Genomic DNA, 6856 nt, shown 5'->3' on the forward strand with positions numbered 1-6856 from the left:
GGGGCTGGCGGTCCGAGCCGGGGCTGCCCGGCCCGACGCGGTGCGGACCATGGTGGCCGGGGCCGTCGCCGAATTCCGTTCGCGTATCGACGAGTTGGCACCCGAGGGGCGTACGCGGAGCGCGCTCGACCGGATCGGGCGGGAGATCTGGTCCCGGCCGGTCGGCGACACCGAACTCCCCGTCCGGGCCGCGCACGCCGCCCAGTCGCTGGGATTCCTGCGGCCCGCACGCCCGGCCGCGACCACGGGCACGGCGGTGACCACGAACACGGCGGGGACCACGGCCACGAACACGGCCGTGCCCGATGCGGCCGTACTGCGGCTGCTTTCGTCGGGCGCGTGGCTCAGGCTGCGTACGCCGTACGGGTCGATCGCCGTACGCAGGGCGGGACTCGGGGCGTTGGACGTCAGCGTTCGCTGAGCGTCCTGACTTTCTCGACCGGCGGCGGCGAGCACCGGAACTTCTCGGACCAGCGGCGGTTGGTGCCGGTCGGGTTCACTCGCCGCAGGGTCCACTCGTCAGCCGTGGTCGTTGGCCGTGCTCGCTGTCGTCCGGCCATATGCCGATGTGGTCCGGTTCCAGTTCCAGGGCGACGCGGTCGCGCATGCCGAGGGCCTCGGTGTACTCGGCGGGGAGCTGCAGCCGGCCCGCCCGGTCGAGCATCGCGTACTCGCGGGCCACCACCGTCTCGTGGCCGGTCGTGGCGTCGACCTCGGTCCGGCGCAGGACTTCCGTGGAGGTGCGGCCGTCGCGGATGGCGACCGTACGGCGGACCTCGCCCGCGACCGCCTGGTCGTGCGTGACGATGACGACAGTGGTGCCGAGGTGCTCGTTCGCCGTGCGGAAGGCGGCGAAGATCTGCTCGGCGGTGTGCGAGTCGAGTTCACCGGTGGGTTCGTCGGCGAGGAGCACGGCGGGGGCGTTGGCCAGGGCCACGGCGATGGCCACGCGCTGCTGCTGACCGCCGGACATCTGGAACGGGCGGCGGGCCCGGCAGTCGGCGACGCCCAGCAACTCCAACAGTTCCAGGGCGCGTTCGGACTGGGCTCGACGGCCCCTGCGGCCGCCGGTGAGCTGCATCGGCAGGGTGACGTTCTGGGCGGCCGTCAGATAGGGCAGGAGATTGCGGGCCGTCTGCTGCCAGACGAAGCCGACGGTGTCGCGGCGGTAGCGGAGCCGGTCCTTCGCGTTCATCGTCAGCAGGTCGTGGCCCGAGACCCGGGCGGCGCCCGCGGTGGGGGTGTCCAGACCGGCCAGGATGTTCATCAGGGTCGACTTGCCGCTGCCCGACGCGCCCACCAGCGCCATCAACTCACCCTCCCGGACGAGGAGATCGAGACCCTGGAGCGCCTGGACCTCGACGCCGTCCGCGGAGAAGATCCGCACCAGCCGGTCGCAGGTGATCAGGGCGTCGTGACCGTAGGCGGGCCGGTCGCGCCGGGCGGCGGCACGTTCGGCCAGGTCGGCGAAGCTGGGGCCGGTGGGCTCGGTGGTGGTCATCGGGCGACTCCCGTGGTGATCGTCATGGAGGGCACGTCTCCGCCGGTGCCAGTTGTCGTGGAGGGCCTGTCTGCGCCGGTCCCGGCCGTCGTGGAAGGCATGTGCCCGCCGAAGTCGGCCGTCGCGGCGGGCAAGCCTTCGCCGGTCCAGGCCGTCGGGCCGGGCACGTCTCCCCCGTTGCCGTGGATCATCGGCTGTCCCCCGCCCTCAGTTCCCGCACCGAGCCGCGTCGGCCCGTCCACCAGGCCTGGCCCGCCGCTGTTCCGGTGGCCAGGAGGAGGACGGTCAGGGCGGGCAGGAAAAGGGATGCCGGGTCCGTGTGCAGTGCGGCGGTGCCGGTCGGGGGTGCGCCGCCGGGGGTGGCCAGGGCGATGGAGGTGAGGTCGATGCCCGGGGCCAGCAGACGGACCGCCGCCCAGCCGGTCAGGATGCCGCCCGCCGCGGCGAGGAGGGCCTGGGGCAGCGCCTCCAGTACGAGCAGTCGGCGCCCTTGGCTCCGGGTGAGGCCCATCGTGCGCAGCCGGGCCAGCAGGGCGGCACGCTCGGGGGCGGCGCGCACCAGGGCGAGCAGCAGCGCGAGTACGGCGTATCCGGAGCCCGCCGCCACCGCGGCCGCGTAGACGCGTTCCGCGCCGGACTGGAGAGGGGAGTCGACGTAACGCGCGCGTTCCTCCGAACGCAGCCGTACGTCGGCACGGGCGGTGGCATCCGCATCGGCGCCCGTACCGGCGGCGACGGCCTTGCGGAGGGCGTCCCCGCTCACGTGGTCGCCGGTCACCAGGAGCGTGGTCGGGCGGGCGGCGACGGTGCCGAGGCCGGCCCGGTCCACGATGAGGAAGTCCGTGCCCGGCAGAGCCGGGGTCAGGTCGCGTACGAGGGTGATGCGGACGGTGACGTCGCTGCCGTCCGACAGCCGCAGCGAGAAGGGATGGGTGCCGTAGCGGTCGGCGACGGCGGAGGAGGCGAGGGCGGGAAGCGGGGCCTTCGCCGAGCCACCCTCGCCGGACTTTGCCGAGCCACCGTCGCCGGACTTCGCCGAGCTGCCGTCGCCGGACTTCGCCGAGCTGCCCACCGGCGAAGCCTTCAACTCGCCCGCCGGGAACGCCCCGAGACCCGTCCGTCCCGCGAGCCGCGCGTACCCCTCGGGGTCCACCCCGGCCAGGGGCACCGACTCCACGCCCGCCCCCGGCTTGGCCTCGTACGCGATGCTCAGGGGCGTGACCTCCTGTACGCCGGGTGCCGAGCGGACGCGCTCCGGCAGGGTGGCGGGCAGGGCGCTCTCCGCCTCGACGCGGGCGTCCGCGCCGAGGTTGAGCACGGCCGCCCGGTCCCGCGCGTCCGCGACGCCCGCGAGGACCGAACCCCCGAACGCGGCGGTGGTGAGCGCCGTCAGGAGGGCGAGCAGCGGGAGCACCGTGGAGACGGAGGTACGGCCGGCGCGGGCCAGCGACAGATGGCCGATCGCGCCGCGCATCCGCCCTGCGGGACGGGCCAGCCAGCGCAGCGGCAGCGGATAGAGCCGGACCAGGAGGAGCGCGGCGATGACACCGATCAACACCGGGGCCATCGCGACGAGTTGGTCGCCGGAGCTGCCCAGGTTGTCGGAGGCGCCGGAGTCGAGCGCCTCGTCGGAGGTGCCGGACGTCCCCCGGCTGCGCAGCGCGAGCACCGCGGCCGACGCCAGCACGAGCAGCGTGAGTTCGGCGATGGTGCGGCGCCGCGAGGGCCGTACGGACGCGAGGTCCTCGCGGGCGCCGTGCACCCCTACGACCCGGTGCGCGGCCAGGGCGCGCAGGGGCAGCGCGGCGCAGGCGAGGAGGGTGACCGCGAGGGCCGCCCCGACGGCGTACGGCGCGCGGCCGTACGGGACGAGGAGCAGCGCGCCCGCGAGGCCGAGTGCGCCCGCGGGCAGCGCGACCACCGCCGTCTCGGTGAGCAGCCGCCTCGTGAGTCCGCGCAGCGAGGCGCCACGGGCACGCAGGAGGGCGAGTTCGGTGCGGCGGCGGTCGGCGGTGAGACGGCCTGCCATCAGCAGGACGACAACCGCGACCGCACCGGTGCCGAAGGCGGCGACGGAGACCAGGGGCCGGACGCCGGACCGGAGTTCGGCGTACGAGGCGAGGACCTCGTCGAGGTCGGTGCTCACACCGGTGTCCGCGTCCGTGGAGTTGCGGACCTTCACCAGACCCGGGCCCGATTCCAGCGAGGCGACCGCGCTGCCCAGCCGGGACAGGTCGTGCGCGGTGAGCGCGTCGGGGTCCGGGGTGAGCAGCCAGTAGCGCGCGGGTTCGCCCGGGGTGCCGAGAAGCACCGGGGCCGCGTCCGGGGACAGCAGCAGGGCGCCCAGCCAGTAGGTCTCCGGCTCACCGCCCTGTGTGGGCGGCCGGATCAGGGACGGGGTGCGCAGAAGGGGCTGTGTGGTCCAGTACGCGCTCTCGGGGTCACGCGGGGCGACGATGCCGGTGATGCGCACGGCGAGCGGGTCGCGCTGCACGCCGGGCACGTGGATCACCGAACCCACCTTGATGTTGAGGCGCTTCGCGGTCTCCGTGGTGACCGCGGCCTCCACCTCACGGGTCGCGGCGGACACCGTGCCCTCGGTGCGCGGAAGGCGGCCCGCGCTCATCCTGGAGTGCTCGGCGAGCCCGCTCTGCGCGGCGAGCGACATCTGCGCGGGCAGCCCGCTCGGCATCGGCAGCCAGGTCTCCGCCGCTTCGAGGTTGTTGATGTTGCGGACGCCGTACGTGGACTGCGCGGGGTCGACGGCGAGCGGCCGCTCCACCACGTTCAACAACCGCTCGTACGACTTGCCCATGCTGTCCGGGCGCACGGCCGACTCCCGTTCCGGCTGCGGGATGTACGTGCCGGGCTGCGGGGCGGACACCTGCAGGGAGGTCCTGGGTGCCGTCGCGTCCACGACGGCCTGACGCAGGCCCGCGTCCTCGTATCGTTCGACGGCACGCGGGAAGGCCGCGGCCAGACAGGCGGTCGCCGTCACCAGGAGCGCGAGGGCGACCGCGGCGCCGGGGGCCGTGCGCAGTCGGGTACGGATCCAGGGGGCGACGGAGTGGTCCCGCCGCCGAAAGCCGGGAAGTCCGTCGGAGCCGGGCCGTCGGAAGCCCGGACGTCCGTCGGAACCGGAGTCACGCCCCATCTCACTCACCGTCCTGCCCGTTGAGTGACTTCATCGACCGCAGCGAAGGAGCCGTGTCCTCCCGCCGCAGTGCCAGCACCGCGGTGACGGCCAGCGGGGCGACCACCACGGCGGCCAGCAGGAACACGACCTGGCCGAGCGGCAGTTCGACCAGCACCTCCGGGACCGGCCGGCTCGCCCCGGACGTCAGCACGATCAACGGAATCACCGCCCGTGTCAGAACCGCCCCCAGCGCCACGCCCACCACCAACGCCAGCGCCATCAGCACGCCCTGCTCGGCGGCGACCAGCCGCGCGAGCTGACGCCGAGGCGCCCCCAGCGCGCGCAACAGCGCGAACTCACCGCTGCGCGCCTGCAACGACCCCGCCGTGCTCACGGCGAAGCCGACCGCCGCCAGCGCCGCCGCGACCACGGACGCCGCTGCGAACGCCGCCTCGGGTCCCGCCCCGAAGGGGTCGTCCCGCAACTGCTCGGCGACCTCGTCGCGCACGACCACCTGCGACGGCTCCACATCGGGCCGCTCGCGCAACTCCGCGGCCACCCGCGCCGCCGCCCCCGGCTCGGTCCGCAGCCACCACTCGCCGGGCGCGATGCTCTCCCCGTACCGCTGCTCCAACACCCGGTTCACGGACCGGAGATCGACCAGCAGCGCCCCGCCGGACGGGTCCCCGCCCCCGGCGTCCTGCGTGGTCGGCAGCGCCCGTACGTGCCCCACGATCCGCACCGGTACGGCCGAGCCGCCGAAGGTCACGTCCACCCGTTGCCCCGTGCGCGCGCCCGCGGCCTTCAGGTAGCCGTCCGTCGCCACCGCGGCGACCTCGGGCACGTCGGGCCGGTCCACCCGCAGCCGGATCGTCAACGACGAGACCTCCCAGGCGTAGTCGCCGGGTACGTAACCGGTGCCGTAGCCGACCGTCAGCGGTTTCTCGGACTTCACGGTCGCCGCCGACGGGCCGGAGTCGGCCTCGGGATCCGCCGTGCTGCTGTTGCTGCGGGACTTCGCCAGCCAGGACGGGGGCTGCTCAAGACGCTGCTCCGAGCCGTCGGCGCCCGTGGCCGTCAACTCCTCGACGGACAGCAGGTGGCGCTCGGCGCGGCCCGTCGGCTGGAGCATGTCCAACTGCATCCCGGTCAGCGCCAGCGGCTCGGCGGCCCGGCCGGCCGGGGCCTCGGCCGCCTTCGCCAGATCCAGGGTGAGCCGGTGGGCCCGTCCGTCGGCGGGCAGTTCACCGACGGGAACGCGGTACGGAGTGCCGTACCGGTCCTCCAGCGTCACCGCCACGTCGGCCGACATCTCGGAGCGGAACGCCGCCGAGCCCGACCCCGACCCCTCAGTGGGCGCCCCCTTCACCGGCGCGGCCTCCGCCCGGATCCGCAGCAGGAGCCCCAGACGCGTACTCCCCTTCGGCAGCACCGCGCCGCGCGACGCGGCCCCCTTCGGACCGAGCCCGGCCAGCATCCGCCCCACCGGCTCCTGGGCCAGGTCCCCGCGCATCAGCAAACCGTCCTCGCCCCCGGAGTCCGCCGTGTCCAGCGCCAGCACCGTCGCCGTCCGGTTCCCGGACAGCGGCAGCGTCGTGCGCATCGCGGGAGCCGTCCCGCTCACACCGTCGACCGCCGCGTAGGTCCCGGCCTGTCCCAGTCCGCTCTCGCCCGCTCCTGTCACACGTACGGACGTGCCGGCCCTGAAGTCCGCCTGGTCGTCCTGCGAGCCGTTCCACGACGCGCCCTGGCCGATCGCGAGCATGCCCATCGCGATGGCGAGGACGAGCAGCAGGACGGGCCCGGCACCGCCCATCGGACGACGGCTGAACTGCCAGCCCGCGAGCGCGGTCGGCAGCCCCCGGCCGCTCGCCGCGCGCCGCTCGGCGAGGCGGGCGACGGGCGGCAGCAGACGCAGGGTGAGCACGGTTCCGGCGAGCAGGGCGAGTGCGGGCGCGGAGACGAGGAGCGGGTCGATGCCGAGCGTGCCCGAACGGTCGTCCGTGACGGCACCGGAGTTCTGGCGGCTCAACTGCCAGTACGCGACCGCCGCGATCACCAGCAGCCCCACGTCCGCACCGGCCCGTACCGGCGCGGGCAGTGCCCGGGCCCGGCCGCCGCCTCCCGAACCCCCGGTCAGCGCGGGCACGCCGAGGGGACAGCACTCATCCGCTCGGAGACACGCGCCGTGCCCACTCGTCATCCGCGCCCCCAGGAGG

3 protein-coding genes and 1 pseudogene are annotated in these 6856 nt (G+C 74.8%); 1 reads left to right on the forward strand and 3 read right to left on the reverse strand.

What is annotated here, in order from left to right; all coding sequences use genetic code 11:
- Positions 1-421, forward strand: a pseudogene (locus O3Q52_RS46200) (hypothetical protein); the annotation flags it as partial.
- Between the two features lie 75 nt (positions 422-496).
- Here the strand turns inward: O3Q52_RS46200 and O3Q52_RS46205 are convergent.
- From O3Q52_RS46205 to O3Q52_RS46215, 3 genes are all read right to left on the reverse strand, one after another.
- A complete protein-coding gene (locus tag O3Q52_RS46205; RefSeq protein ID WP_269654469.1) occupies positions 497-1501 on the reverse strand; it encodes an ABC transporter ATP-binding protein in 1005 nt (334 codons plus the stop codon).
- Between the two features lie 187 nt (positions 1502-1688).
- On the reverse strand, positions 1689-4655 hold the full coding sequence (locus O3Q52_RS46210) for an FtsX-like permease family protein (protein ID WP_269654470.1): 2967 nt from the start codon (positions 4653-4655) through the stop codon (positions 1689-1691).
- A gap of 1 nt (position 4656) precedes the next feature.
- Positions 4657-6856, reverse strand: a 2200-nt coding sequence (locus O3Q52_RS46215; protein ID WP_269654471.1) for an FtsX-like permease family protein, incomplete at its 5' end; no start/stop codon positions are given.

The organism is Streptomyces sp. ActVer, assembly GCF_027270795.1.
Classification (GTDB): Bacteria; Actinomycetota; Actinomycetes; order Streptomycetales; family Streptomycetaceae; genus Streptomyces; species Streptomyces umbrinus_A.